At 43.6% G+C, this 25,167-nt stretch carries 23 protein-coding genes; 6 read left to right on the top strand and 17 right to left on the bottom strand.

Features of this window, described 5'->3' with window-relative positions:
- Positions 1-200 precede the first annotated feature (200 nt).
- From fliJ to JV36_RS0107900, 10 genes are all read right to left on the bottom strand, one after another.
- Positions 201-647, bottom strand: a complete 447-nt coding sequence (gene fliJ, locus JV36_RS0107945; RefSeq protein WP_032094405.1) for a flagellar export protein FliJ — start codon at positions 645-647, stop codon at positions 201-203.
- On the bottom strand, positions 647-1,975 hold the full coding sequence (gene fliI / locus JV36_RS0107940) for a flagellar protein export ATPase FliI (RefSeq protein WP_032094404.1): 1,329 nt from the start codon (positions 1,973-1,975) through the stop codon (positions 647-649). Before fliI ends, fliJ begins: the two co-directional genes overlap by 1 nt.
- Positions 1,968-2,750 carry a flagellar assembly protein FliH gene (gene fliH / locus JV36_RS0107935; RefSeq protein WP_052010007.1) on the bottom strand — a complete coding sequence of 261 codons (783 nt, stop codon included), beginning with the start codon at positions 2,748-2,750 and terminating at the stop codon, positions 1,968-1,970. Before fliH ends, fliI begins: the two co-directional genes overlap by 8 nt.
- A 61-nt stretch (positions 2,751-2,811) precedes the next feature.
- On the bottom strand, positions 2,812-3,852 hold the full coding sequence (fliG, locus tag JV36_RS0107930) for a flagellar motor switch protein FliG (RefSeq protein ID WP_032094402.1): 1,041 nt from the start codon (positions 3,850-3,852) through the stop codon (positions 2,812-2,814).
- Between the two features lie 12 nt (positions 3,853-3,864).
- Positions 3,865-5,562, bottom strand: a complete 1,698-nt coding sequence (gene fliF / locus JV36_RS0107925) for a flagellar basal-body MS-ring/collar protein FliF (protein ID WP_032094401.1) — start codon at positions 5,560-5,562, stop codon at positions 3,865-3,867.
- Positions 5,563-5,574: 12 nt separating this feature from the next.
- On the bottom strand, positions 5,575-5,922 hold the full coding sequence (fliE, locus tag JV36_RS0107920; RefSeq protein ID WP_032094400.1) for a flagellar hook-basal body complex protein FliE: 348 nt from the start codon (positions 5,920-5,922) through the stop codon (positions 5,575-5,577).
- 301 nt (positions 5,923-6,223) lie between these two features.
- On the bottom strand, positions 6,224-7,567 hold the full coding sequence (locus JV36_RS0107915; RefSeq protein ID WP_032094399.1) for a sigma-54-dependent transcriptional regulator: 1,344 nt from the start codon (positions 7,565-7,567) through the stop codon (positions 6,224-6,226).
- An 18-nt stretch (positions 7,568-7,585) separates the two neighbouring features.
- Positions 7,586-8,725 (bottom strand): sensor histidine kinase, encoded by a 1,140-nt coding sequence (locus JV36_RS0107910; protein ID WP_032094398.1) that lies wholly within the window; start codon positions 8,723-8,725, stop codon positions 7,586-7,588.
- Between the two features lie 135 nt (positions 8,726-8,860).
- Entirely contained in the window at positions 8,861-10,336 is a 1,476-nt protein-coding gene (locus JV36_RS0107905; RefSeq protein WP_032094397.1) for a sigma-54 dependent transcriptional regulator, read from the bottom strand.
- A gap of 183 nt (positions 10,337-10,519) precedes the next feature.
- Entirely contained in the window at positions 10,520-11,317 is a 798-nt protein-coding gene (locus JV36_RS0107900; protein ID WP_081926561.1) for a flagellin, read from the bottom strand.
- Positions 11,318-11,648: 331 nt separating this feature from the next.
- On the opposite strand from JV36_RS0107900, the gene pseB reads away from it, so the two are divergent.
- The 6 genes from pseB (at position 11,649) to JV36_RS19215 (ending at position 17,207) form a co-directional block, all read left to right on the top strand.
- Entirely contained in the window at positions 11,649-12,635 is a 987-nt protein-coding gene (pseB, locus tag JV36_RS0107895) for a UDP-N-acetylglucosamine 4,6-dehydratase (inverting) (RefSeq protein ID WP_032094396.1), read from the top strand.
- 11 nt (positions 12,636-12,646) lie between these two features.
- Positions 12,647-13,816, top strand: a complete 1,170-nt coding sequence (gene pseC, locus JV36_RS0107890; protein WP_032094395.1) for a UDP-4-amino-4,6-dideoxy-N-acetyl-beta-L-altrosamine transaminase — start codon at positions 12,647-12,649, stop codon at positions 13,814-13,816.
- Positions 13,817-13,888: 72 nt separating this feature from the next.
- Entirely contained in the window at positions 13,889-14,590 is a 702-nt protein-coding gene (gene pseF / locus JV36_RS0107885) for a pseudaminic acid cytidylyltransferase (protein WP_032094394.1), read from the top strand.
- Complete coding sequence (gene pseG / locus JV36_RS0107880; protein WP_032094393.1) at positions 14,590-15,651, top strand: UDP-2,4-diacetamido-2,4,6-trideoxy-beta-L-altropyranose hydrolase; 1,062 nt, start codon at positions 14,590-14,592, stop codon at positions 15,649-15,651. Before pseF ends, pseG begins: the two co-directional genes overlap by 1 nt.
- Positions 15,652-15,661: 10 nt before the next feature.
- Positions 15,662-16,714 carry a pseudaminic acid synthase gene (gene pseI, locus JV36_RS0107875; protein WP_032094392.1) on the top strand — a complete coding sequence of 351 codons (1,053 nt, stop codon included), beginning with the start codon at positions 15,662-15,664 and terminating at the stop codon, positions 16,712-16,714.
- Positions 16,715-16,739: 25 nt separating this feature from the next.
- Positions 16,740-17,207 carry a GNAT family N-acetyltransferase gene (locus JV36_RS19215; protein ID WP_052010005.1) on the top strand — a complete coding sequence of 156 codons (468 nt, stop codon included), beginning with the start codon at positions 16,740-16,742 and terminating at the stop codon, positions 17,205-17,207.
- Between the two features lie 77 nt (positions 17,208-17,284).
- Here JV36_RS19215 and JV36_RS0107865 read toward each other — a convergent pair whose 3' ends face one another.
- From JV36_RS0107865 to JV36_RS0107835, 7 genes are all read right to left on the bottom strand, one after another.
- Positions 17,285-17,896, bottom strand: coding sequence for a pseudaminic acid biosynthesis-associated methylase (locus tag JV36_RS0107865; protein WP_032094391.1), 612 nt, complete (start codon positions 17,894-17,896; stop codon positions 17,285-17,287).
- A 48-nt stretch (positions 17,897-17,944) separates the two neighbouring features.
- A complete protein-coding gene (locus JV36_RS0107860; protein ID WP_052010004.1) occupies positions 17,945-21,319 on the bottom strand; it encodes a motility associated factor glycosyltransferase family protein in 3,375 nt (1,124 codons plus the stop codon).
- Between the two features lie 2 nt (positions 21,320-21,321).
- A complete protein-coding gene (locus JV36_RS0107855) occupies positions 21,322-21,639 on the bottom strand; it encodes a hypothetical protein (RefSeq protein WP_032094390.1) in 318 nt (105 codons plus the stop codon).
- A complete protein-coding gene (gene fliS, locus JV36_RS0107850) occupies positions 21,636-22,061 on the bottom strand; it encodes a flagellar export chaperone FliS (protein WP_032094389.1) in 426 nt (141 codons plus the stop codon). Before fliS ends, JV36_RS0107855 begins: the two co-directional genes overlap by 4 nt.
- Positions 22,062-22,079: 18 nt before the next feature.
- Positions 22,080-23,513 carry a flagellar filament capping protein FliD gene (fliD, locus tag JV36_RS0107845; RefSeq protein WP_032094388.1) on the bottom strand — a complete coding sequence of 478 codons (1,434 nt, stop codon included), beginning with the start codon at positions 23,511-23,513 and terminating at the stop codon, positions 22,080-22,082.
- A gap of 11 nt (positions 23,514-23,524) precedes the next feature.
- Positions 23,525-23,992, bottom strand: coding sequence for a flagellar protein FlaG (locus JV36_RS0107840; RefSeq protein WP_032094387.1), 468 nt, complete (start codon positions 23,990-23,992; stop codon positions 23,525-23,527).
- Between the two features lie 92 nt (positions 23,993-24,084).
- Positions 24,085-24,906, bottom strand: a complete 822-nt coding sequence (locus tag JV36_RS0107835) for a flagellin N-terminal helical domain-containing protein (protein WP_032094386.1) — start codon at positions 24,904-24,906, stop codon at positions 24,085-24,087.
- Positions 24,907-25,167: the final 261 nt, after the last annotated feature.

Raw genomic sequence — 25,167 nt, 5'->3', positions numbered from 1 at the left:
TAAAAAGGTTAAAGCAAAGGACGCACCAACAGGTTTATAACGTCAGCACTTAAAGAATGAAGAAGTGACTTATGAAGCTAGAATTATGAAGCTAGAGTTATGAAGTGGCAGATATAAAATTGGAGACAACCTGGTCAAGAGTCGAGAGGTATTTCATCAAAGGGAAGATAAATTGAAACCACGGAAAAGGTAAAAAGGAGTTAGAAAACCGAACGCTTAGAGCGAATAAATCGCTGAGTGGCAAACTCATCCATCATAGCCTGCTCGGCCTTCGCCTCTTTTTGCTCTTTTGCTATACGCTTTTTATCAAGTAAAAGTGTGACCGCTTTCACCTTTTGCTGCTGTTTAAGCCACATTTGCTTGCGTTGATCGGCGGCGACTTTCGCTTGACCAATAATGTGCATTTGCTGTTCGCATGCCTTATCAAGCTTTCCCACAAAAGAAAGGTGCTGCTGATAATAGGTGGCTGTAACACCAGACTGTCCGGTCTGTTGAATACCCTTGATATAATCAACGCGATATTGCTCTAAACTAGAAAGCTTTTGCTTTTGTTGATTAACATTAAGCTGCGCCTGTTGGTAAAAACGCGCCTCTCGCTGTTCTTTTTCCTTTTCAAACTCGGCTAACCGCTCTAGTTGTTTCGACATTATCCTAATCCTTTCGCGAGCGCTGCCATACCCTCTAGACTTTCGTCATAAGCTAACACTTGATTCATTCCCTGCTGCAAAAATGCGTTGATTGCAGGTTCTGCCCTTATGGCTAAATCGATACGCGGGTCTGAGCCTTTTGCATATGCACCAATAGAGATGAGATCTTGGTTTTGTTTGTATTGAGAATACACCTGACGAATACGCCGTGCCATTAATTGATGCTCTTCACTCACAACTTGCGGCATCACTCGACTAATAGATGATTCAATATCGATGGCAGGATAATGGCCACTGTCCGCCAATGTACGAGATAGCACCACATGGCCATCTAGAATGGCTCTTGCGGCATCCGCTACCGGGTCTTGTAAATCATCGCCTTCTGTTAATACCGTATAAAACGCAGTTATCGAACCCTGCTTTTCACTTCCATTACCGGCGCGCTCTACCAGTGCTGGTAACCGCGCAAATACGGAAGGTGGATAGCCTCTTGTTGCAGGCGGCTCTCCCACGGCTAACGCTATTTCGCGCTGTGCCATGGCATAACGCGTGAGAGAATCGATTAAAAGCAGCACTTTCATTCCCTTGTCGCGAAAATACTCTGCAATAGTCACTGCAGTTTCGCAGCCTTTTAGTCGCATTAATGGAGACGTATCTGCTGGTGCTGCGACTACCACTGCACGCTTGCGCTCTTCTTCTGTGAGAATGTCGTGAATAAATTCTTTTACTTCTCGCCCACGCTCTCCCACAAGGCCAACTACAACTACGTCCGCTTCACAGCCCCTTGTCATCATTCCTAATAACACACTTTTGCCTACACCACTGCCGGCGAATAGGCCCATGCGCTGTCCAACACCTACGGTATTAAGTGCATTAATGGCGCGAACGCCCACATCCATTGCAGTATTAATAGGTCGCCTTATGAGCGGGTTCATTGGCGGACGGGTAGTAGGTGCGCGATGTTCAGCCTCAATTTCACCAAGGCCATCGAGTGGCTGGCCGTTGCCATCTACCACTCTGCCTAATAGCCCCATCCCCACGGGTAAACCGCCCTGTCGATTTAATGGCATTACCCTACTGCCAGGAACAATCCCTCTTACCGCTTCGGTGGGCATTAAATAGGTAATGTCATCGCCAAACCCTACTACTTCCGCTTCAATTTCGCCTTCAATGGTTTGCACAAGGCATTGGCTTCCAACGGGAAGTTGACATCCAACCGCTTCCAAGGTTAAACCAATACCGCGAACCAGCTTACCCGCCGCCACAATTGGTACCGACGCCACCTGCTTAGTCAGCGACTCAAAGTGATTGTGCCATGGGCTAGTCATCGTTTAACCCCTGGTTTAGAAGGAAGCGCTCAATGACCTCTCGGCATCGCCTTTCAACAGAAACATCCACTGCGTTTTGGGCTGTCACGATGTCGCAGCCACCTCGCTCCATGTTAGGCGCGGCGATCAAATTCCACTTTTTCTTTTCCACTTCCTCTTCAGAAAAGTGCTCCTTCACAATAGTGATATCGTCAGGGTGTAAATGTATTTGGTATTCATTTTGATTGATGGGAAGCGCTTTTATACCCTCGCTTAACGCCTGTATAATCACGCTTTTGTTGGTATCAATTTCAGTTTTAATGACGGCTTTGGCAAGGGTAACCGCCAGCTTTACTAGCTGGTCGCGGGTTTCATCATTTGCTTGGGAGAGTGGGTCATGTAACTTATCAACGAGCATCTGCCACTGCTCAGTTTGCGTCGCTATTTGAGACTGCCCTTCTTCTAGGCCTTGGGCTAACCCTTCTGTGTGGCCTTTTTCACGGCCTTCGTTAAATCCTTCCTCTAGCCCTTGGGCTTTTCCTTCTTCATAGCCGGCGGCCTTTCCATCGCTCATCCCCTCATCAAATGCTGCTTGACGAATCGCCTCAATTTCATCCGCGGTTGGCGGAGAAATTTCTTCTATTTCTTCAGGGGGCTCATACTTCCAGTCTGAGCGACGGTTTAAGGCGTTAGTCGTGCCGTCATTTTTTTTAGCACTGGCATCTTCTACAAATGGCAGGTCCCATTTCTTAGCATCGCTTGCTTCCCTTTCACTAAAACCTTTGTTCGTAGACATCATTTTTCCCAGTATTTGAAGGCAACAGCATTTAAAGGCAAATCAGTATTTAAAGACACTATTACAAGAACTCTTCGCCGCCACCGCCGCCAAGCATAATTTCGCCAGAGTCAGAAAGTCGACGGGCCACTGAAAGAATTTCTTTCTGCGCCACTTCAACTTCAGAGATACGAACTGGACCAAGCGCCTCAAGGTCATCGTTAAGCATTTCGGCCGCACGTTTTGACATGTTGCGCATGATCTTGTCTTTAAGCTCTTCATCCGCACCTTTAATTGATTTGAGTAGGGCGTCTTGCTGCACTTCTCGAAGAATAGCCTGAATGCCTTTGTCATCAACATCAATTAGGTTGTCGAAGACAAACATGAGATCTTGAATTTGCTGACTCATTTCTTCGTCTTGCTCGCGAATTGCATCCATCAACTGCCCTTCAATAGAGGTATCTAGGTAGTTCATAATATTGGCTGCAGATTTCAAGCCGCCCATTTTCGCGGCTTGTGTTCCAGCTTGACCCGCGAACTGTTTCTCCATAATTTCGTTGAGCTCTTGCAGTGCTGCTGGCTGTACTTCTTCAAGATTAGCAATACGCATAAGGAGGTCTAACCGCACCTTCTCTGGGAACTGGGCCAAAATCTCTGCACTTTGTTCCGGCTCTAAATAGGACAATACAATAGTTTGTATCTGCGGGTGCTCGTTTCGAATGATGCTGGCCACCTGCTTAGAATCCATCCACTTAAGTGAATCGAGGCCTTTCGCACCGCTTCCCATAAGTATTTGATCAATAAGATTGGCGGCTTTGTCTTCACCAAGAGCGGCAGTAAGTGCTCGCTTAACAAAGTCTTGACTCTGGAACCCAATGGTACTGTAGTTTTGAATCTCTTCAATGAAATGCTTGTGCACCGCCGTGATTTTGGTTTGTGTCATATCATCGACTTTCGCCATCTCACTGCCGAGCTTTTGTACCTGCTTTGGCTCTAAGTGCTTAAGTATTTGCGCGGCATCTTCTTCAGACAAGCTCAAAAGCAATATTGCTGCCTTTTCAACGCCTTCTAATTTACTGACGTCGTAGGACTGGTCTTCAACGTTGGCAAGTTCTTCAGCCATAATATTTTCTCACTACTCGTCTTGCATCAACCAGCCCTTCACAACTTGGGCTGACAATTCTGGTTCGTTTGCAACTAAGGCGCGCACGGCTTTTAATACATCTTCGTCTTTGTGTAAGTCAGGTAACATGAGCGACCCATCTGCTGCAAAGCCAACTTGACCCTCGTCGAAATCTGTCGACAGCATGCTAATGGTATCGTCGCCTAAATCTAAGCCTTCATCAGCATCGAAATCGTCAACTTCTTTCGTTTCGTCTGGATTAATCAAGCGACGCAACATTGGACGGATGACAAAAATGATAAGTACTATTATAACCAATCCACCGATGATGAGCTTGATTATAGGCAGAAGATCGGGGTCTTTCCAAAATGGAATATCTTCGACTTCTCCCGTATCCATACGCATGAATGGCACGCTAACCACTTCAAGAGAGTCTCCCCGCGTAACATCAAAGCCTACGCCACCTTGCAACAGTCGGCGTATATTGAGTATTTCTTCTTGCTTGCGAGGTGATGGCGTCATGGTGCCGTCTTCACCCGCGACTTGCGTGTAGTCTACTGCCACAGAAACACTTAACCTACGGATTACGCCCGATTGTTTTTTAGTGTGGCTGATTGTGGTATCAAGTTCGTAGTTGCGCGTTGATTCTTTTGCCGTACGCCCTGGAATAGTTTGTTGACTTGCCGCACCTGTGGCATTTTCAGGAATGTTAGAGTCTAGCGGGGGCTGATTGGAGAGCGCACCTGGAATACCGCCTACCCCGCCGCCAACGCTATTTTCTTCTACAATCATCTCACTTCGTACTGCAGGTAAATCTGGATTGTAGCTACGCTGAGTTTGTTCCATCGCAGTAAAGTCCATCGATACGTCTGCTTGGGCAGTATAATTACCGATGCCCAATACTGGGATAAGTATGGCATCAATTTTTTCTAAATACTCCTGCTCACGCTGGCGCTCAATTTCATATTCTTTTCGAGCCCGTGCACTCAATGAATCTTGCGAGCCTGAATTGAGTAAACGTCCGTTGCTGTCGGTGACTGTTACTTTTGATGGGTCGAGGTTTTGTACTGCTGATGCAACAATATCCACTACTGCGTCAACTTCCTCACCGGTAATTACTGAGCCTCGCTTAGCGGTTAGTACTACCGTAGCCGACGCTTTTTTCTCTCTTCGCGCAAATACATTTTCTTTAGGCATAGCCAGCAAAACACGTACTTTTTGAATACTCGACATATCCTGAATGGTTGATGCAATCTGCTGCTCGCGAGCATGCTTAAGACGCTCCATTTCAACCCGCTGACTCACACCAAACCCCATGTCTTGCATGATGATGTCTGTGCCTGTCTCAGTAGGGTTATTTAGACCTTGTCGCGTCATGCCTAGGCGGATGGTTTGAAACTCATCGGTTCTCACGTAAACCGTATTGCCTTCAAGCTTATAATCAATTTGGTTGGCGTCCATGTAATCAAGGGTTTCAATTAACTCTTGAGTTTCCATTTTGGCTAGTGGCCGATAATCTGCCTCTTGTGACCAAATGAGAATAAAAATAGCGATAGCCACACAAATAACTAACACAACGACCAATGCCATTTGACGCATCATGTCGGCGCTGCCTAGGGTATCCATAAAGCCTGATTTATTTTCCGGCTCGCTATCCATTCCATTCCCTTGGTCGGGGACAGATAAATTTGTGCCTGTTGCCTCAGCCATAACTTACTCCACCTACACCGGCATATTCATGATTGTTTTGTATGCTTCAAGTACTTTATTGCGTACCTGAACCGTTGCCTCAAACGCAATACCCGACTTTTCTTTTGCCAGCATGACTTCAGCAAGGCTAAGGTTGGCATCGCCCATTTCAAAGCGCTGTTGCATGGACTTCGATTCGTGCTGAATGTTATTTACACCATCGACAGCGTGCTTGAGCATAGAGGAAAAATCACTCGCAGAGGTGTTTATCTCGTTAGTAGGTTGAAGCCCATTTGAGGGTTGTAGCTCGTTAACTGGAAGACGAGTCTGCCCAATCATACTTTGCATTTCTTGGTACAAGCTGTTGGCTTTAACGTCCATAACCACTCCTAAGTATCGATGAATTGTGACGGCTATCGGTCACATTTTTATTATATAAGGAAGGTTTTGCAAAGGGCTTGCCAAGTTTTTAATCCATTAAAAATCAACAAGTTGAGAATGGAAAAGCCAGAGAGCCAAAATAATGACGTGAAGGGGAAAAGCGTATTAATTACCGACAACAAAAAACCGCCACCAACAATATGATTAATGGCGACGGCATCTCTTGTATGAAATTTCTTGTATGAAGTCTCTTGTATAAAATTCTTGTGTGAAAATGCTTTTATAAAAAACTAACGCAATACTAGGCAGGCACTTCGATACCATCATCGCGCATGCGAGCCAATTTATAGCGGAGGGTACGAGGACTGATCCCCAGTTTCTCCGCTACGTCTTTTCGTTTGCCATTACACGACGCTAACGTATCCAGAATAATTTGGTGCTCTTGATACCGAAGCTCTGAACCCAGATGACTATCTTCGTTCGCCTCTGGCGTAATAGCCGTATCCGCAGCAAGGGATACGCTTTCATCTATCATTAAATCGCTAGAATCTATCTCACCGTCTTCACATAAGATAAGCGCTCGCTGCACAACGTTCTCAAGCTCACGGACATTTCCTGGCCACTGATATTGAGATAGTTTACTGCGCCCTGCCGCACTTAACCTAATGTTGCCCAGCCCTTGCTGGCTTGCGTGGCGGGTAATAAGATGTTCAGCCAACGGTACAATATCACCGGGACGCTCAGATAGCGGACGCCATTCAATGGGAAAAACATTTAATCGGTAGTATAAATCTTCTCTGAATTCGCCATTATCAACAGCCTTACGTAAGTCTCGGTTACTCGTTGCAATAACTCTCACGTTTAGTTTAACTGTTTTTCGTGCACCCAATCTTTCCACTTCGCGCTCTTGCAAAACCCGTAGCAGCTTAGCTTGAAGCGCTAGGTCCATCTCTGTAATTTCATCGAGTAGCAAGGTACCATCTTGCGCTTGCTCAAACTTACCAGGACATGCTTGAACCGCGCCAGTAAACGCACCTTTTTCATAGCCAAATAAGGTGGCCTCTAGCATGTTTTCTGGAATGGCAGCGCAATTAATGGCCACAAATGGCGATTCACTGCGATTAGACTGGTCGTGTATGTAACGAGAAATAACTTCTTTACCCGAGCCACTTGGTCCTAACACCATTACGGTTGCTTCTGATTTTGCCACTTTGCGAGAAAGCTCAAGTAGCTTAATGCTCGATGGGTCGGCAACGATTGGCGTTCGCGACTCTATTTTTTGCGCAGGCGCATATCGCCCGACTAGGTTTAACAATACCTCTGGCGCAAATGGCTTTGATAAGTAATCAGTTGCACCGTCTCGCATGGCTTGCACTGCATCATCAATGGTCGCATAGGCTGTCATCAGCAGTACCGGCATGCTTGGGTATTTAGCTTTAATGCTCTTTAACAGCGTAAGCCCACTCATTTCGCCCATTTGAATATCGCTCACCACCAAATCTATCTTTTTGGCCGACAGGATCATAAGAGCTGACTCTGCGCAATCTGCATCGATAACGTCATAGTCACCAAGCAGCAAGGTATCAAAGAGTGCTTCGCGCAAACCTGCGTCATCTTCAACAATCAAAATAGTAGTTTTAGACATTGGTATTCTCCTATGAGTTTACGCGACGTTAGTCAGCATATTGTCGGTGTTACACGGCAAGCTAACACTGAAACATGCGCCACCATTTTCTGCATCACCGACATTTAACACGCCGTCATGTGCATTAATAACCGACTTAACAACCGCTAATCCAAGACCAGTGCCATGAGTTTTAGTGGTGAAAAAGGGTTCGAATATTTTCGATTTGATGGCGTTTGGTACGCCCGTGCCACTATCTGTTACCTCAATCGCCAAAGAACCATTATCGAGTTTCGCTTCTACGACTATCTCAAAACCTTTAGGTGTTACCTGACTTGCATTGTGTATGAGGTTGAGTAAGGCACCTTGAAGCGCCGTTAAATTACCAGTGATCGACGCCGCGCTATCGAAACCTTTGAATAAAAGGGTTTGCTGCTCTTGTGACGTCATGGCGTGAGCGTTTGACTCTATAGATTCAAACAGCTCGGATAAGGTAATTTGGCTAACCACTTGTTGCTCTCCTGATTTCGCAAACAGCAACATGTCATTCACTTGGTTCTCTAGTTCTTTGAGGCGATCAGTAAGCTTATAAGCAAACTGTTGCGAGGCATTTTCAGGCAAATTTTTACGTGTAAGGTTAGATGCATACAGTACCGCCGCTGATAGCGGAGTTCTTATTTGATGCGCTAATGACGCAACCATCTTTCCTAAAGAAGATAGACGCTGCATGTGACTAACTCGGGCTTGAAGCTCTCTGGTTTCAGTTAAATCAGTGATGACAATAAGTTGGCCTGGTTCATTTTCCAGAGGCGTTATTGACAGCTTAACTCTGCGTCCATCTACCAGTGATACTTCATGTCCATCATCGGCTCTTGGCTTAAAAGAGCGTGTGATGATACGTCGCCAAATTTCTTCTTCAAGGGGTTCGCCGAGTAATGCTTTTGCTTGGTCGTTGGCTTGGCGCACTATGCCTTTGCCGTCGAGGACGATAACGCCAGCGGGCATAACTTGTAGCAGATGCTCTAGGCGACTTGCTTGAAGTCTCAGCGAGGCCACTTCTTCAGAAGAAGGCGTTTGATTTGTTGAAAAGTCAGCTAGGTTATCGTTGCTTTTCGAGCCATGAAAAACAAAACTAGAAGCAGCGTATTCGGAAATTGTTTGTGAGCTGTCGTAAGCCATATAACCCTCGTCAAATTGCAGACGTTAACGAAATATGGCTTAACTAAAGCAGAAGGCGTGCCAGTTTTATTTTACTTTGCCATTCAAAAGGTTAGCACTGATTATGCGCCAAAAAAATACGTCAAATACCTGACGTTAGGCATCCTCAGTGCGCTGAATATCGTATTTACGCATTTTCTCCACGAGTGTGGTTCTGCGCATTCCTAACTTATCCGCGGCGCGAGCGACTACCCACTCTTGGCTCTCTAAGGCTTGGCGAATAAGGTTTACTTCAAGTTCCGATAGGTATTCTTTGAGGTTAACACCCTCTTCCGGCAGTGTAGAGGAAATGAATTTGTCCTGTGCAGTCTCAGCAGATTCTCCTAGCTCGAGCACTTGCTCTTCAATGCGTTCTTGCGCTGCTGATTCAGCGAACAGGCTATTGAACGCTTCGCGTTCGAGTATCTCTTCAGGGTAATCTGGCTCGTAGGCGGCAGTGTCACCGTATTGATATTTCTCGGGGAGATCGCTTATATCCACAATGTGACCAGGATATAAAATGGTGAGCCGCTCTACTAAGTTAGAGAGCTCTCGCACATTACCTGCCCATTCATGTTCCATAAGCGATGCAATGGCTCTTTCAGTAAAGCGAACCCCATCAACTCCGTCGCCTTGTATTCGACTGTTGATCTCTTGCAGTAAAAGCGGGATATCGTCTTTTCGTTGACGAAGGGCCGGGCTATCGATGGGAAAAACATTGAGACGATAATATAGATCTTCACGAAATTTATCTTGGCTTATCATCGTCTCTAAATCACGGTGCGTAGCGGCAACAATTCGAACATTACACTTAAGCGGCTTAGTACCGCCAACGCGCTCAAATGTTTTCTCCTGCAGCACACGAAGTAGTTTTACCTGCATTTGTAATGGCATATCTCCTATTTCATCAAGAAATAAGGTGCCACCTTCGGCTAATTCAAAACGACCTTTTCTGGCGCTAATCGCACCGGTGAAAGCGCCTTTTTCATGCCCAAAAAGTTCACTTTCTAAAAGCTCACCTGGAATAGCACCGCAGTTTACCGGAATAAAGGGGCCATCTTTACGCTCAGAAAAGAAATGGACATTTCGTGCAACCACTTCTTTACCGGTACCAGATTCACCGAGTATAAGTACTGTAGCATCAGTAGGAGCCACCTGCTCCACCAAACGCCTTACAATTTGAATTTGATCGCTCTTACCCACCAAGCTTCTAAATAGCCGCGTTTTCGTGCCTGAAGATTTCGACAAATTAGGTTTTCGACGCGAGTACTCTTGGCAACGGTGGATAGCTTGAGTCAATACCGGGTAAGTAAGAGGCGTACTGATAACGCTTACCAAGTTACAGTTTACGTTCGCTTCGCCTTCGTTTTGTACAAGGGCGACAAAAGGAATATGGGGATATTTCGTGACTAGTTTATTAACAATGGCTTCTGATGAGTGTTCAATAAGTACAGCGTCAGCGCCGGAAGAAGATAGGTACGTATCGCAGTCACTGAGCCCTCGCGACAAACACGAGTCTCCCATGAAGGTTACGATCGTTTCTAAATTTTGAATGAGTTCCTGATTATCACTAATCAGCAATATGTCCTTCATCTATTCCCCAATGACGCTTTGTTATTATTTATAGTGTAGCGCATAAGCAAATTGTAACGGTAAAAGTTAACTCTGCAACCGATGTTTTCGGAAATATAGCAATAAAAAAAGCAGGTTACCCTGCTTCTTTTGGTTAATTTGTAGAAAATAACGCTGTTGGCGTTACTTAAAATGCAGCATCGATTAATTAAGCAGTGGCAATACCTGGCCTTGCTGCTGATTAGCCTGTGCCTGCACGGAGAGTGCAGCTTGTGATTGAACATCGTTCGATGCGCGCTGCGAGGCCGCCTGAGCAAAATCAAGATCTTGAATTCTGCTGCGGGCATCAGCCGTATTTACATTTGCTTGTGTCAGCGTTCTCGCTGCACTCTCAAATCGATTTTGTGTTGCACCAAGGTCGCCTCTAGCGCCACCAATTATTTCTAGCGCCGAATCGGCCGCTGATAATGCATCATTTACACTCGTGCCCGCCGTGATATCGATATTAAGCACATCGCCTAGTTGCGCAGCAATGTCTTGCGTTTGCACACTAATGGATTGTTCAGAACCTGCACCTGACTGAAAATTCAACGAACCGTTATCAGATAACAGAGGCTTACCAGCGAAATTTGTCTGCTCTATGGTTTGCGAGATGTTTTCTTGAAGCTGAGTAATTTCAGACTGGATAGAACGGCGATCACCTGCGCTTAAAATACCATTGCCTGACTGAATCGTGAGTTCGCGAATTCTGTCGACGTCGGAATTAATGCTACCTAAGCCGCCCTCTGCTACCTGCGCAACTGAGATACCGTCATACACATTATTGACGGCTTGGCGGTTACCTTCAACTTCGGAGGTTAACCGGTCGATGATTTGCTGTGCAGACGCATCATCCAGCGCGTTATTAACCTTTTTGCCAGAGGCGAGCTTCTCGAAAAGGTTAGTTTGCTTTTCTTGAATCTGCCCAATTAGCGAGGATGGGCCGCTGTTATCTATTTGCATAATTTTGCCTATCAGAAAGGTCTTATTGTAATTATAGCACAATACTGCTCAAAATCTTACCAACCACGTTTTATAAGCACTACCAATTGGTATTAAAATTCAGTGCAGCATATGTAGTTTAATACTCAACAATGCCTTCATAGTGAGAAATGAAAATCATGAACGAAGTTAACAATAGGTTCTGCTCTATTTTATACAGGTTATTTACCAACAGGCGCGCTAGCTTAAGTATAAAAATTCGTATAAATTTCACATTAAAACTAATGGTTTATGGCATTACCGCCGACACATGATATATTTATTCCATAATCGTAAAAACAGTGGCAGATATATGTTCGATGGGAAATCAATACTGATAACTGGTGGGACGGGGTCTTTTGGCCACAAATATACAGAGATTCTTTTAGCTAAATATAAACCAAAGCGTTTAATTATCTATTCTCGTGACGAACTAAAACAGTTCGAAATGCAGCAAAAGTTTAATGCTAACTGCATGCGCTATTTTATTGGTGATGTTCGCGATAAAGACCGCTTAACTCGTGCTATGCAGGGTGTTGATTATGTTATTCATGCGGCCGCTATGAAGCAGGTTCCAGCCGCTGAATATAATCCAACCGAGTGCATTCGCACCAACATAGACGGTGCTGAAAACGTAATAAATGCGGCCATTGATAATGGCGTAAGCAAAGTTATCGCACTATCTACTGACAAGGCTGCTAACCCAGTTAATCTTTACGGGGCGACCAAGCTTGCCTCTGACAAATTGTTTGTTGCGGCAAACAACATGGTCGGAGGAAGAAAGCCTCGATTTTCTGTGGTGCGATACGGTAATGTAGTCGGCTCTCGCGGATCCGTTGTCCCCTTTTTCAGACGCTTAATAGACGAAGGCACCGACCACATACCTATTACCCATCAAAATATGACTCGCTTTTGGATAACACTTCAGCAAGGTGTTGACTTCGTTCTAAAGAACTTCGAACGCATGCTAGGTGGTGAAATCTTTGTTCCCAAAATCCCATCTATTCGAATTACCGATTTAGCACAGGCAATGGCACCAAATAAACCAATTAAAATAGTCGGTATTCGCCCCGGTGAAAAACTACATGAAATGATGTGCCCGGGGGATATGGCATTTCACACGTTCGAATATGAGGATCATTTTGTGATAGCTCCAGCAATTAAGTTTTTTCACAGGAGCAACGACTTCACAAGTAATGCCCTAGAAGAGAAAGGAGTGCCAGTAGTAGAAGGATTTGAATACGTTTCAGATACAAACCCGCACTTTTTAGGCATAGAGGAAATTTCCTCATTCAATTAGGAAGCGAACAAATGATTCCTTATGGTAAGCAACACATTGATGGTGAAGACATCAAAGCTGTTGTTGAGACCTTAAAATCAGATTGGTTAACCCAAGGTCCCGCTGTTCCCCGTTTTGAGCAAGCCCTTGCACAATACTGTAATGCGCAATATGCGGTGGCGGTCAATAGCGCTACTTCAGCTTTACATTTAGCATGTCTTGCCCTTTCAGTTGGCGAAGGAGATACGGTTTGGACTTCACCTAATTCGTTTGTTGCCTCCTCAAACTGTGCGCTTTATTGCAATGCGAAGGTAGACTTTGTTGATGTTGATCTCTTAACCGGCAATATGTGCGTCAGCGCGCTAGAAGATAAATTAGAAAAAGCTGCGCAAAATAACACGCTGCCAAAAGTCGTCATCCCTGTTCATTTTGCGGGGCAGTCATGTGATATGAAGCGTATTTTTGCACTTTCTTCTCACTACGGATTTAGAATCATTGAGGATGCTTCTCATGCGGTAGGTGCGCAATATGAAAACAACTTTGTAGGAAGCTGTGAATACTCAGACATATGCGTTTTTAGTTTTCATCCAGTAAAAATTATCACCACCATGGAAGGCGGAATGGCAATGACAAATGATCCAGCGCTTGCAGACTCAATGCGGTTGGGCAGGAGTCATGGTGTCACTAATGATAAAGCGTTAATGACAGAACCCTCTCATGGACCTTGGTATTACCAACAAGTAAGTCTTGGCTATAATTACCGAATGAATGATATCGAAGGAGCGCTAGGCGTTAGTCAAGTCAAAAAACTCTCTTTATTTATAGAGAAACGTAATGCCATCGCTAAAAAGTACGATGAGCTATTCAAATCTTGCCCGCGAATTCACCCCCTAATAGTTAGTGACCAAAGCTACTCTAGCTATCACCTTTATGTCGTTCGTGTACTCGATATTAGTCAAGAACAAAAAAAAACACTTATTGAGCGCCTCAGAAACGAAGGGATCTTTGCACACTTGCACTACATTCCCATCCATACTCAGCCATATTATGATGCGTTAGGATTTAACGCTGGAGACTTTCCTAACGCAGAGCAATATTATCAACAAGCAATTACCTTGCCTATTTTTCCAGATTTATCATCTTCACAAGTTGAGTTTATTGCCGATAAACTAATCACATTGCTTGATAAGCTCGGCAAGTAAATTTGGCATTATAAACTTTTGATACCTAAATACGGGAGTGTCTAGGACGTTTTTGAAGGTGACGAAACAACAATGAATATCGCTATAATCCCCGCAAGAGGCGGAAGCAAACGCATTCCAAGGAAAAATATTACTCGCTTTTGCGGAAAACCAATTATTGCTTACTCAATTGAAGCCGCATTAAAAAGTAAGTTAATAGATAAAGTCATTGTCTCTACCGATGACCATGAGATTGCAAACGTTGCAATTGAATATGGAGCCGATGTTCCCTTCATGCGAGATAGGTCTCTCGCTGATGATATGACAGGTACCACCCCAGTTGTCCGCGCTGCGCTGAGTGATTATATAGCCCTTAAAAATACCGTTGAATACTGTTTATGCCTTTACGCTACCGCGCCTTTTGTCACGGAGCAGCTAATAGATAAATCGATTGAGTTACTACAACAGGCAAAGGCCGATTACGTTTTTACCGCCCACCAATTTTCCTTTCCAATACAAAGAGCCTTATTAGAGGATGAGAGTGGTAATATTCATCCCTATAGCGCTATCGATATCAACAAGCGTTCTCAGGATTTACCACACGCTTACCATGATGCGGGACAACTTTATGCTGCGCAAGCATCGACGTGGTTAGACACGTCTAAAGCAATATTTTCTGAACACTCACGAATGTTAAAGCTTTCTTCTCATCTCGTTCAAGATATTGATACGTTCGAAGACTGGAAGCGTGCAGAAGTGATGTTTAGAATACTGAAAGAAATGGGAGAGCGCTAATCTTAAAAATTGCTTTTAGAGTGGACGCGAACTCAGAAATAGGCACGGGTCATGTTATGCGATGCCTTACATTAGCTAAGGGCATTCAAAATATGCTGGACGGGTCTGGCATTCCCTACAGCATCACCTTTGTAAACTCTCAAAATTCCACCCTCCTACAAGAGCGTTATGCACCGTGTAACTTCTACCACGAGGTTGTGCAGCGGATCGACAGCGATGTTGAACATGTGGACGCTGACTTATGGGTGGTTGATCATTACCAACTAGATGAAACATTCGAACGAAAACTTTCGTTATCTGGCGCGAAAGTGATGGTTATCGATGACTTAGCCAACCGCCCCCACTATTGTGATTTACTGCTGGATGTTAATTTTTTCGATAAAGGTAATCGATACAAAACGTTAGTCCCACCTCAATGTAAAATGCTGCTCGGTCCAGAATACGCATTATTGCGACAGGAGTTTTATGAACAGCCAACGCATGATTTCGTCACGCGCGAACCCCTACGGGTGCTAGTTTGCTTTGGCGGCAGTGACCCCGCTAACATGACATATGTAACGCTTGACGCTATCGCTTCGATTAAAGATGTTCAATTACAAGTCGATATAGTTATTGGAAGTGGCCATCAAACGAAAAGTGATGTGGTAGATAAGGTTAATCAAATAAACCAGATTGCTAAACACAACATGCGCTTACATATAGATTGCAACCAGATAGCGAAGTTGATGCAAAAAGCGTCACTAATGGTTGGTGCGGGTGGTTCAATGCACTGGGAACGCTGTATCTCAACGCTCCCTGCACTCGTTGTATGCGTGGCAGAAAACCAAGTTGAAACGACGCGATGCTTATCGAAAGAAAACGTATGCAAATACCTTGGATTTTGGGATCAGGTGTCTGTAGAGGACGTTGCAAAAAATCTTGCGTTGTTACTACAATCACCATCAATATTAAAGGCCATGTCTCAATGCGCTGGTAGTATAGTCCCTCGACAAAGTGGTACGCCTTACGTGAGCGAACACGTTTTAAAATTACTACAGCCTTTACCTTTACAACAAGCATGAGAGGAAAAAAGTGAACACCATAAAGATTGGACCATTCAGCATAGGTAAAGATGAGCCTCCTTTTATTATTGCTGAGTTATCGGGTAACCATAATCAAAATTTAACACTCGCATTAGAAATGGTAGACGCTGCCGCCGATGCTGGTGTTCATGCGCTTAAACTGCAAACCTATACCGCCGACACTATGACTATCGACATAAAGCATGGTGAATTTTTTATCGATGACACACAAAGCCTTTGGCAAGGCCACTCGCTCTATGAGTTGTACGAAAAAGCACATACTCCTTGGGAATGGCATACAGCGATATTTGAAAGAGCAAAAGAAAGAGGCATGGTGGCATTTAGTACGCCTTTTGATGCAACGTCAGTTGATTTCTTAGAAACACTCGACGTTCCATGCTACAAAATTGCGTCATTTGAAAACACGGATCATGAATTAATCGCCAAGGTCGCTAGAACGGGTAAACCGGTAATATTGTCTACTGGCATGGCAAGCCTTACTGAGATAGCCGAGGCTGTTGAGGTACTTGAGCACAACAATTGTCACGAGTATGTACTTCTTAAATGTACCAGTCAGTACCCTGCGGACCCGTTAAACGCTAACCTAGCAACACTCCCCCATCTACGGCAATTATTTAACTGCCAGGTAGGGCTATCAGATCATACCACAGGTATTGGTACTGCAATTGCTGCCACCGCCCACGGTGCAACCGTTATCGAGAAGCATTTCGTTATAGACAGAAGTGCTGGCGGCGTAGACGCGGCATTTTCTCTTGAGGCGGATGAGTTTGCTCTTTTAGTCACCGAGACAAAACGTGCACGCGTGGCGATTGGCAACATCTCATACGGATGCACAGAATCAGAAATAAACTCGCGTAAACTCAGACGCAGCCTCTACATTGTAAAAGATATTAAGGAAGGAGAAATACTCACACGAGAGAACGTTCGAGCTATTCGTCCAGGTCTTGGTCTGCCCGTAAAACACCTGAAGAATGTTATTGGGAAGCAGGTGTGTCGGTCAGTGAAAAGAGGCAGCCCTCTTTCATGGGACATTATCCGATAGTGCCGTATCAGGATACAAGATACACATGTTGAGCCGCTTAGTGACGCGCGACGATGCAGAATACCTCTTTCAGTGGCGCAACGACCCGCACACAATGGCCATGTCACTAAACTCGAGGCCGGTCACCTGGAAAGAGCATATAGGCTGGCTCCAACATGCCCTAAATGATGAGAAAAAACTGCTTATTTTGTGTTACTTGGAAGACGCTGCCCCCGTTGGATTTGTTCGGTTCGATGTGTATTGCCGCTATGCAGAAGTATCGATTAACCTTGATCCGCATTGCAGAGGAAAGGGCTATGCTCAAAGATGCTTAACCGCAGCATTAGAGAGATTTAAAAGAGAGTTTCAAAGTTCTACTTTGATAAAAGCGCGTATAAAAATTGAAAACAAAACAAGCCAGCGGCTTTTCACTGGCGCAGGATTTACGTATCTCACAACGCAAGATAACATTACGTTTTACACGCTAGATCTCACATCCTTCCAAAAGACCTAAAACCAAAAAGGTTTCCAGCTTGCTAATTCAGCCTAATATCAAGAACCAAGCGATATTATCTCAACAGTAATGGTCTACTATTTCTCTAAAAGAAACCACGTAATATCGTCTTGTGGAGCCCAATTGTCTCGCTTATACAGAAAGCCATAGTCAACAAGTTTCATTCCATAACGCTCAATCAAGTCGCCAGCAAAATCGCGCTTAAACAACTTGTCTTGTTCGCCCCGATAAGTAATAACAGTGGGAGATGGATTGTAATATTCAGCAACTAGAACATAACGACGAGAATTTTCCACCAAGTTACTATAAACATTGTCTAAAAATTCTGGATTTATGTGGATAAGCACGCCAGCGGTAAATGTCAGATCGAATTTATTGCTGCTTATCTTTTCAAGAATTGACGCTGTAGAAATATCCGCAACACGCGTTTTTTCGGCCTGCTCCGCCGCTTTTTTGTTTATTTCGTACCCCGCTAGCGACAGGCTGGGCTGTAGTTTTTTAAGTGCAACTAAATTCAAGCCAATATTACAGCCTAACTCAAGGACGGATGTCACATTGTTAGCCGAACGCAACATTTTTGACCACATCGCAACTTTTGAAAAGAGTAGTGATTCAGAGTCGTTTCTATCGATATAGTTATCTCCAAACTCACCAGCCCAGAATTGTTCTTGTTCTGTTTTATAGGTCACCGTTTTCCTTCCTATTTACTGTAGATTTCGTTCAGACTTACTGAAATCTTATTTTCTTTTATGGTCGCGTACGAGAATTTGTGCAATCACAAGATTCGCGCTTTTCAAAAATGGGACATACCTGAAACGATCACCTGATCCTGTCGACTTTTCACCTTCCTCTAACAGACCCTCAGAAAACACTAAAAAGTGATAGGCTTCATAAATTTGAAAAAGACGCGAAGTCCCTAAATGTGGAGCTAAGGACAGAGCCTGCTCTGTATCATTAGAGGGAAGTTTCGGCACAATAATTTCAACCCCCTTTTGGCACGTAATAGCTAATAGTGAAACATAACAAATGTAGTGCTCTTGTGACTCAAAGTCAGTACCGCCCCAATCGCACGCTTTCAAATAGTCGGGAACATAGACAACAATATCGCCGTCGCACTTCTCCTGTAAGGCCTGCTCTATATACTGATCTTCAAATATAAGATAACAAATCTTAGTATTTGACGCTGCATTAGCCTTCTTTTGACCGTCAAACTTTGTTATCACTATTTCGGTTTTGCTATTTTTATGCAGGTCGAGGCCTAGCGAACCTGCCGCATGTCGTAGGCCAAGTTCAACATCTTTTGTGCTGACACTGATTCCATTATCTAGATAATAATTATTAGTGACCGACCTTTGTCGCTCTTCAGGAAAGCTTGTAATAAAGTCGAATTCGTAAGGAACTACACTCATACTCTGAGATATTGTTATCAAAAACTCTCGCCAGTGCTTTAATATTTTACTCACTAGCTCTAAGCACTCATTATCATCCATAATATTAAGCGCTTTACTTAGTGCGGTATTTATATAGTTAACCGAGCCATTGAGATAATAGAGAACAATGGGCTTGCCCTCGCGATAATAATCAAACAATATTTTACGCTGTTCTAAAACGAGCTTTTCAACGACTTCTCGGCTGTCCATATCGCCACCAGCGCGAACTCTTAACCTTTCAATACCCTCTAACAGGTCTGCGTTTTTGATACTTTCCTCGAAACGCTCTTTGAACCGCTGGCAATCTACCGTTTGGAATGCCTCGTTTTCAAGCCAAACCACAAGCTGCTTTCTCGAAGTTGGTGTAGAGGTAATAAGCACATTCTTTGGGTCAAGCGGAATAGTACCTTTAATTTTCGCACCGTCGTTTAAATTATAGACTTCAGCGTCACTTGTAGAAAGCGTTCGCTCAATAACGGCTTTTGACATTTTAAATTCGTATTTCGTTTTAACATATGGCCGAAGATTACCCTCAACAACAATCGATGTATTATTTTCTTTTTGGTAATCGTAAAGCTCCTTCCCATTTGATGTGTAGTATCCAGAGTGCTTCGAATGGTGATGCTTTATATCGACAAACCCCATATCTACACCCAGCAAATAAATTTGCTTGAACCCTGCTTCGACAATAAAGTCAATCGCAAAGTTAGATACAGTGGGGTAGGAGTTTTTAAGAGTTGAGAAATTAAGTTCGCTCATAAGCGATGTAAGCATTAGTGTTGCTGCTTCACCACTTTTGAGTGATAAAAAGACGTCTTTGTATAAACTTGCTGTATCAGGGTGAACTCCGTTTCCACTGATAAGTTTAACCTGCTTTAAGAATGCCCTGTCTTTAATGCGTGCAGTCCAATCGAAGGTAGAGCGATTCACTTCAATATCAGCGTGATAATCAGGCACGATATTATGTTTATGTAAGGCCTGTAGCGCCGTTCCACAGCTAACAACGATAACCTTTTCTCTTTCAGCTTTTAGTAAAGGGAATAAACCGTCTAGCGAAGGGCCGTTTCCCACTACAAACACAGGAACATCTTTAAGCTCCCGCGGTGACTTTTCACGTTCTAGCAAAAATTTCACTCTGTTTTCTACTGCCCACTTCGAGTGAGAAATAATATAACGCGAATTTTCGAAATTATCGCCGAGCCCTACAATAAGTTTTAAATCTTCGCGTAGGTTAGATAGTGTAGGCTCAAGAATATCGTTGTCATAACTTTTGAAAAGGTAAGTATTTGCAAGATGATAAGTACCTACGTTGTGAAATTGCGTAAGGAAATCTTGCACTAGGTTAGACCCGTCATCACCTATATTTAGATATATTCTTCCACCAGAGGCATCGACCTCCTCTAGAATTTTTTGCCAATCAATTGCAAAAAGAGAAGCGTAAAAAAAATCCCGATTTGGCTCGTAAAGAAAAAGCTTCTCCACGTGATGCGCCTCAAGTAAAGACGCTAACTGATAACCCACTCCCAGACCAAACATAAGCACTGACTTAATTCTCTGGTCTAAAGAAGCATTCTCATTCTTATAGTTTCGTAAGTCCTTTTGCACTTTCATTACTGTTTGGTGATGATAATAAGGAGATAATTTGCCACCTGCATAACCCAAAATCAGTTCATCTTTACTAGGATTATCTCTAAACAGTCTGTATATGGCTTCAGACTCGCTGACCGGCTCATTGCCTAAAAGAAACTCGCCCCGACTTACATTCTTCACATTGACTTCTTGGTTTTCGTTTACAACAACTTGCCAGTGTGTGGTTTGAAAGTTTTTGAATTCCGAAGCAATCTCTGGAAAGTATTTCTCAAAAGCTTTTATATTGCGTTCGAATAAATCATGAGTATCAGGTGCTTTTTGCCAGGCGTGAGCATCTACAACAGGTGGCCATTTAGGGAGATAATTTTCAAACGTTTTTTTCTCAACCGTTTCCCTCAAATCCTTAGAAAGAGACCAATTATTTGACGCTAATTCGTCAAAAATGTCATCAAAATCCCTGCTATGATAATGAAAATATACGGCGAAATGCTCAAGATCAAAAGCTTGCTTTAGCTCACTTAGATCACTGTAGAGGCTCTTACCACCATTGGGTACCTGAAGATAAATCGATATATTGTTTTTCTCAGCAAAATCAAATATCTTCGGCCAGATACCGGTGTACAGCGAGCACGAAAGAAAATCCAAGCTGGGCTCGTATACCACAAGGTGCTTTACACCTCTCTGTTTTATAAGCTCATAAATATGTGTGCCTAGCCCAATACCCAAAACAACAAGTCCACCGAAATTTTGCGTATTCACTACCTCATCATTCGGTCGCATCGTATCAAGTTGCAATATATGAGGGTTGCGGAGAAAACGATTTACATGAATCGAAATATCATTGGTCCGATTGGACCCGTAGAAGACATTTCCCGACTCATATTCGACAATATCTAACTCGCTTTCACGATTTATGTAAACTGAGTGGTGACCTGTCGCATTTTGCCGAATAAGAGTATAAATAGAGGGAACGATACGTTTGAAACACATCAAACTCCGGTTGAAGTTTCTATTTATTAATGGGGAAAAAGCTTCTTCGCGCTTCTCTTGTGTTTCATCTTCAGTGAGGAATATTTGAATCGCTTTACGCATTTTTATTTGTATCTCTTAACCGCAGCTTCGTTTCTTTTAAATTGTATTACCTCACTTTTTGCCTCGTTGAGCAAGCATGAGGTGCGCTCTTCAAGGACATTATTAGCGTCCACCTCCTTTTCCGCAAAAGCTTGCTTTGCTTCCCCGCTAAGCTTACCAAGCTGTCTTATAACAATTCTGTGTCGCAATTCAGCGAGATAAGCAAACTCTTGTGAAAACGTATCAATGTCGAGGAGGCACTGCTGGATTTTTCTGTTAACTAATCGCAAAAATAGTGGTGTATGCTCATGATCAAGGCTGATGATGAGATCTTCACTCATCCAAGGCTTTCTCGTTGTTGCTTCGCATATGCTTCCTGCTTTGCACTTTCAGGAATTTGAAGCCATGCGTCTCTTATTGGTTCTAATAAACCATAAGACTCGTCTAACGGTTCTATCGAATTATTTAAGTGTGCTTCATTGATTCTGTCTAAAATATAGCTGTACAAGGAAAACAAGTTACTTGAAATTTCCCCACCCGCTTCTAAGTCTAGCGTATCTCTAAGATGGATAATGATAGACGTGGATTTAGATACATAGCCCGACTTCGCCACAAAATCCTTACGCTCTATCGCCCCCTTTGCATAGGCAATTCGATCTAACGCCCCCTGGAGCAACAACAATGTGAGTTTGTGTGGATCGGCAGTGGAAATATCCTGCTTCAGATTGCCTTTTTGATATGCCTTAATGCCTCGTAGTGACATAGAAACTCCAATAAGTTGTTAATACAGCGCTGCAAATAACGCAGAGCCAGTTTGATTAAGCTGTGCAACCGTTTTATCTAAATTGACATATTTTGCTCTTACGGTTTGCTCAAAACTAATCATGCGTAACTCAAGCGATTCTCGTGCCGAGTTTATATTCTCTCGACTTTCTTTAGCACTTTTTTCTCTCAAGCTGATAAGCCCGTCTGAAGACGAGAATTCATCGACGAAATTGTATAGTTTAACGGCTATCCCTTCATTTTCATCGGTAAAAAGTTTTGCAATATCATCAAAACTGTCTTCGAGCGCGTCCTTGAGGCGATCCTCACCAGAACCTAGCCCAAAGTCACTAGACCCAACTTCTAGCTTGCCGTCTTTATCAAGTTCAACGCCAAGTCTGAAGAGCCCGCCCAGTGAAGAATTACTAACATTTTCGCTTACAATTTTTGCAAGTCCAGACTGCATTCCTCTAAGAAGAGAGTCACCGGCTAAAGCACCATCATCTTCTAAACTTGATTCACCGTATCGAGTTAACCTTCCAATTTCGTCGATTAGTCCATTGTAGTTATCAACAAAATCTCTAATCTTTTGTTCCAAGCCCTCTTTATCGAAACCTATTCCCAAAGTTGATGCCAGCGCGTTACCGTTGGCATCTTTAGGCGATAATTCGTTAACTGTAAAAGAGACATTTTGAATAGTATTGTCGAACTCATTGCTATTGCTTTCAACAGTAATACCGTCTACCGATGCAATAGCATTTTTCGCTAGCTCAATATTAGCGGCTGAAATATTAGTCGCAGCTCCGCCCGTTGACAACCGGTCAAGTTCGGCGTTACCGGAATCATTAGTAATAGAAAGATCGTTACCTGCACCTGTTTCTTCAGAGACAAAAACAAGTCTAGGTCCCTCTGTGGTTCCAGTTTCAATGATATTGGCAGTCACACCAAAATTATCCGCAGAACTGTTTACCAGTTCGCGAAGATCGGCAAGCGTAGTCGTATTATCGACATTAATAGTAAAGTTTTTGTCTGTACCTACCGCAAACGTCAAAGAGCCAGTTCCGCTAGACAAAAGTGGATCTGAACTAGACGTAAAGTCGCCCGCGTTAGTCGTTATTCGACTCCCGGCCGCTAGTTGTTCTACTGTAACGGCGTAGCTACCTCGCAGTGCAGAGGATGATGCTTCTGCAGAGAGCACATCATTATCCTCAGAGGGATTTTTGACGGTCGGCTCTCTGCCGTTGATGTCGCTATCAGTGCGAAGGTCGTCAACTGAATCTTTAAATTCAGAGAGCTTGGATTTTATTTGACCCAAACCAGAAATTTCTGCCTCGACAGCTTCTTCTCTGGCATTTAAGCTTGTCTCCTTCGGCTGTCTTTCCGCCGAAATAAGCTGTTGTACCAAATCATCTAACGCTAATCCTGAGCCAACACCTAATGATTGTATCGTCATAATTCACCTCGTTAAACTTGCCGGTCGATAAACATCCCTACCGTTTGACCTATATCGTTTTGCAAGTCTCGTATTCTTTCGGCAAGTTCAAGCACTTCTTCGGAAGGAATTTGCCGTATTATCTCATCAGACTGCGAGTCTTTTACAGTGACCACCGAGCGATTGGTGTCTTCATCTATTGAGAACGCCAAATCCCGATTTTGAGTTTGTAAAAAAGACTCTACCTTCTTGGCCGCCTCTGCAAGAGTCGCTTTATCTTCTAATGTCTTGTTATCGGCGTTTGCACGGCTTACTTGAGCAGAAATTTGATCCCTGCTAAACCCTGGTTCAGTTACCTCAGTATTTGTTGATTTATTTTCCCTGTCTATTGCCAAAGGTTTGGCCCCCGTCTCTGATGCTTGTTGTAAATCAGACCCGACTACAGTGCTTGCAGATGGCGAAGCAAAAGCTTGGCCAACTTGGGTATTTTGAATTTCCACTAACTACCTCCTCACCAAAAACACAAAAACGAGCGCTCGCAAGAAAAGCGGGCACCCGTTTCAACATTACTGAACAAATTGTAGAGTATAGTTTACCCGAGCAAAGACAGCGCTGTTTGCGGGCGCTGATTCGCCTGACTAAGAACAGAAACGGATGCTTGCTGAATGATTTGGTTCCGCGTCAAGGACGCTGTTTCAGCGGCGAAGTCTGTATCTCTTATTTGAGACCTAGCGGCGGTCACGTTTTCTGATATGCTGCTTAGATTTCTTATAGTTGATTGAAATCTGTTCTGCAATGCACCAAGTTCAGCCCGCTGTGCCCCTATTGATGATAATGCCGCATCAACGTCAGCCAGCATTGCAGATGCTGCCCCTGCTGATAAGACGTCGCCATCAATGCCCAGCCCACTTGCGCCAAATCCGCCAGCTCTGGATAGATTGACACTGATCTTTTGATTCGCATTCGCTCCAACCAAAAATGTCGCGGAATAACCTCCTGTAAGTAGAGATACACCACCAAATTCAGTAGTGGAACCAACCCTGGACATTTCTTCTCTCAATGCAGTCACTTCTTCATTGAGTGCTACCCGATCAGCAGTACTATTTATACCATTCTGAGATTGCACAGCCAAAGTCCGAATACGTTGAAGTGAGGTTGTAGTTTCACTTAACGCTCCTTCAGCGGTTTGAGAGAGTGAAATCGCATCGTTGGAATTGCGAACGGCTTGGTTCAGACCTTGGATCTGTGACGTCAGCCTGTCCGTGATTTGCAGTCCAGCTGCGTCGTCTGAAGCGCTATTGATACGGAATCCGGAAGACAAGCGTTCGAAAGATGTGTTTAATTTATCGCTAACGTCAAAAAGCTGACGTTGTGCGTTTAACGAAGACACATTAGTATTTACAAATAAAGACATTAGGTTACCTCCTAGAGATTCGATGTGCTTACAAGTACATTCAAATCCATCCAGTTCAAATTAGCGGGTCACTACGCCTGCTAACCTCTCTTGTAAAAGTAAAGTATATTACCCCTCAACAATAGGTATCGGCCAAGGCTTTAGATTCTTTAGTCTTTTTTTTAATTTTTTTTCAAAAACTCTTTAATTATAGTCATAGCATTGATTTTATTATTTTTTATTTGGTCGAATAATATACGTATACGGAGTCTCAAACTACAG

The organism is Alteromonas sp. LOR (assembly GCF_000753865.1).
Taxonomy (GTDB): domain Bacteria; phylum Pseudomonadota; class Gammaproteobacteria; order Enterobacterales; family Alteromonadaceae; genus Alteromonas.
The sequence above is the reverse complement of the archived record's forward strand: the minus strand, read 5'-3'. Positions and strand labels throughout refer to the sequence as shown.

Coding starts and splice junctions, on each gene's coding strand:
- JV36_RS0107900 (WP_081926561.1), bottom strand. CDS start 11,317: ATGCAAATAGATAACAGCGGCCCATCCTCGCTAATTGGGCAGATTCAA.
- fliG (WP_032094402.1), bottom strand. CDS start 3,852: ATGGCTGAAGAACTTGCCAACGTTGAAGACCAGTCCTACGACGTCAGT.
- JV36_RS0107905 (WP_032094397.1), bottom strand. CDS start 10,336: ATGAAGGACATATTGCTGATTAGTGATAATCAGGAACTCATTCAAAAT.
- JV36_RS0107915 (WP_032094399.1), bottom strand. CDS start 7,567: ATGTCTAAAACTACTATTTTGATTGTTGAAGATGACGCAGGTTTGCGC.
- fliH (WP_052010007.1), bottom strand. CDS start 2,750: ATGTCTACGAACAAAGGTTTTAGTGAAAGGGAAGCAAGCGATGCTAAG.
- fliI (WP_032094404.1), bottom strand. CDS start 1,975: ATGACTAGCCCATGGCACAATCACTTTGAGTCGCTGACTAAGCAGGTG.
- pseB (WP_032094396.1), top strand. CDS start 11,649: ATGTTCGATGGGAAATCAATACTGATAACTGGTGGGACGGGGTCTTTT.
- JV36_RS0107855 (WP_032094390.1), bottom strand. CDS start 21,639: ATGAGTGAAGATCTCATCATCAGCCTTGATCATGAGCATACACCACTA.
- JV36_RS0107860 (WP_052010004.1), bottom strand. CDS start 21,319: ATGCGTAAAGCGATTCAAATATTCCTCACTGAAGATGAAACACAAGAG.
- JV36_RS19215 (WP_052010005.1), top strand. CDS start 16,740: ATGTTGAGCCGCTTAGTGACGCGCGACGATGCAGAATACCTCTTTCAG.
- pseC (WP_032094395.1), top strand. CDS start 12,647: ATGATTCCTTATGGTAAGCAACACATTGATGGTGAAGACATCAAAGCT.
- fliD (WP_032094388.1), bottom strand. CDS start 23,513: ATGACGATACAATCATTAGGTGTTGGCTCAGGATTAGCGTTAGATGAT.
- JV36_RS0107835 (WP_032094386.1), bottom strand. CDS start 24,906: ATGTCTTTATTTGTAAATACTAATGTGTCTTCGTTAAACGCACAACGT.
- fliJ (WP_032094405.1), bottom strand. CDS start 647: ATGTCGAAACAACTAGAGCGGTTAGCCGAGTTTGAAAAGGAAAAAGAA.
- fliF (WP_032094401.1), bottom strand. CDS start 5,562: ATGGCTGAGGCAACAGGCACAAATTTATCTGTCCCCGACCAAGGGAAT.
- pseF (WP_032094394.1), top strand. CDS start 13,889: ATGAATATCGCTATAATCCCCGCAAGAGGCGGAAGCAAACGCATTCCA.
- fliE (WP_032094400.1), bottom strand. CDS start 5,922: ATGGACGTTAAAGCCAACAGCTTGTACCAAGAAATGCAAAGTATGATT.
- fliS (WP_032094389.1), bottom strand. CDS start 22,061: ATGTCACTACGAGGCATTAAGGCATATCAAAAAGGCAATCTGAAGCAG.
- JV36_RS0107910 (WP_032094398.1), bottom strand. CDS start 8,725: ATGGCTTACGACAGCTCACAAACAATTTCCGAATACGCTGCTTCTAGT.